The organism is Lentilactobacillus sp. (assembly GCF_040773105.1).
Classification (GTDB): Bacteria; Bacillota; Bacilli; order Lactobacillales; family Lactobacillaceae; genus Lentilactobacillus; species Lentilactobacillus parabuchneri.
In genome coordinates, this window is the sequence record NZ_JAXGWW010000319.1 from 1 (window position 1) to 1,776 (window position 1,776).

The 1,776-nt window shown below is 46.1% G+C and carries 2 protein-coding genes; one reads left to right on the forward strand and one right to left on the reverse strand.

What is annotated here, in order from left to right:
* On the forward strand, positions 1-841 hold an 841-nt coding region (locus AB3112_RS11255; RefSeq protein WP_367334543.1), incomplete at its 5' end, for a flavocytochrome c.
* A gap of 143 nt (positions 842-984) precedes the next feature.
* Here the strand turns inward: AB3112_RS11255 and AB3112_RS11260 are convergent.
* Positions 985-1,776: aldo/keto reductase (locus AB3112_RS11260; protein WP_367334544.1), on the reverse strand; the 792-nt coding region annotated here is incomplete at its 5' end.

The following is a 1,776-nucleotide window of genomic DNA, read 5'->3' on the forward strand; positions in this document are numbered from 1 at the left end:
AATTCAAACCGAGGTGGGTCAACAAATAATCCAATCGAGGGCCGTTATCATCGCTACGGGTGGTTTTGGGGCAAGCAAGAAATTGATTAGCGAGTACCGACCTGATTTAAACAAGTATCAGACGACTAATCAACCGGGCAACACCGGGGACGGCATTTTACTTGCTAAAGACATTGGCGCAAGGTTGGTTGATATGGATCGAATTCAAGTTCACCCAACCGTCCAGCAAGATACCGATCATGTTTATCTGATCGGCGAAACCGTCCGCGGCGAGGGTGCAATCCTGGTTGATCAAAACGGTAACCGGTTTGTGAATGAACTGGAAACCCGCGACAAGGTCACAGCTGCGATCGAAAAATTAGGCGGTACCGGTGCATATCTAATTTTTGATGCGGCTGTTCGAAGCCGTGCCAAAGCCATTGACTTTTATGATCATGTGGGCTTAGTTAAGTCCGCTGATAATCTAACCAGTCTTGCTCAAGAGCTTGGCGTGGATGGTGAAACCCTTTCTCGAACTGTTGACAAGTGGAATGAGTCGGTTTCTAATCGACTGGATATTGCATTTGGTCGCAAGACAGGGCGTTACTTGCTTGAAACGCCACCATACGCCGCAATTCACGTTGCTCCTGCGATTCATTACACAATGGGTGGCGTTAAAACTAACGATCAGGCTGAAGTATTAAGAGACGATGGTCAGCCAATTCCCGGTCTATATGCGGTCGGCGAAGTGGTTGGCGGGCTTCATGGGGGTAATCGCATCGGTGGAAACTCGCTATCGGAAACTGTTGTCTTTGGTTTGCGAGCCGCCCAGCAGGTACGTGATTATATTTTTGAGATGTGATGCCGTTTGTTAGCATCAGCCAGGTTGGAGCGCGTTCAATTAGATAATATGGAATTACCAGACAAATAAGGCCGAGTCAAAAGTGTTCGCTTCCGACTCGGCCTTATTTCAACTATTAATTTGTAATCGATTATTTGAATCCACTAAAACAACTGATCAATTTCATTGAATTCTGCCTGGCTCAACTGGACGTCCAGCGCCTTGGCGTTGCTGTCAACTTGGTCGGGAACTCTGGCGCCAGGGATTACCACGGCAATGTTAGGGTTAGCGATATACCAAGCTAAAATGGTCTGGGCGATTGTCGCTTGATGTCTGTCGGCAATTGCTTTGACTCGCGCCAAACTGGCGATAATGTTGTTAAATTCATCTGTAGAGAACTGGCTGAATTTACCGGCATCGCTTTGGTGATATTTGCCTGTTAGTAAACCCGAAGCCAGTGGAAAATAAGGAACAAACGAAATATGATTGGCTTTGAGGTAAGGGAAGACTTCTTTTTCGGCATCCCGATGTAATAAACTATAGTGATTTTCGACAACATCAACCTGGTCGTCCGCGTTGGCTTCTTTAATTTGGTCGAGCGTAAAGTTGGAAATTCCGATTGCTCGAATTTTTCCGGCTTTCTTTGCTTGAGCCAGAGCGTCCACGGCCTCGGCCTTTGGTGTGTGATCATCTGGAAAGTGAATGTAGAAGATATCGATATAATCGGTTTTTAAGCGTTCCAACGCCTCATCAATTGATTTGGTGAGGAACTTGGGATCGTTATTGGGCTTTAAGTCGTTATTTGGATCCTGGGCAGCCTTAGAGGCAATGACGAAGTTGGAACGATCAAAATTCTGAGTGACATCTCCAATAATTTCTTCGGATTTGCCTAGTCCATACATAAATGCCGTATCAAGCAAGCTGATGCCATCGTTGAGGGCGGTTTTCACAACTTC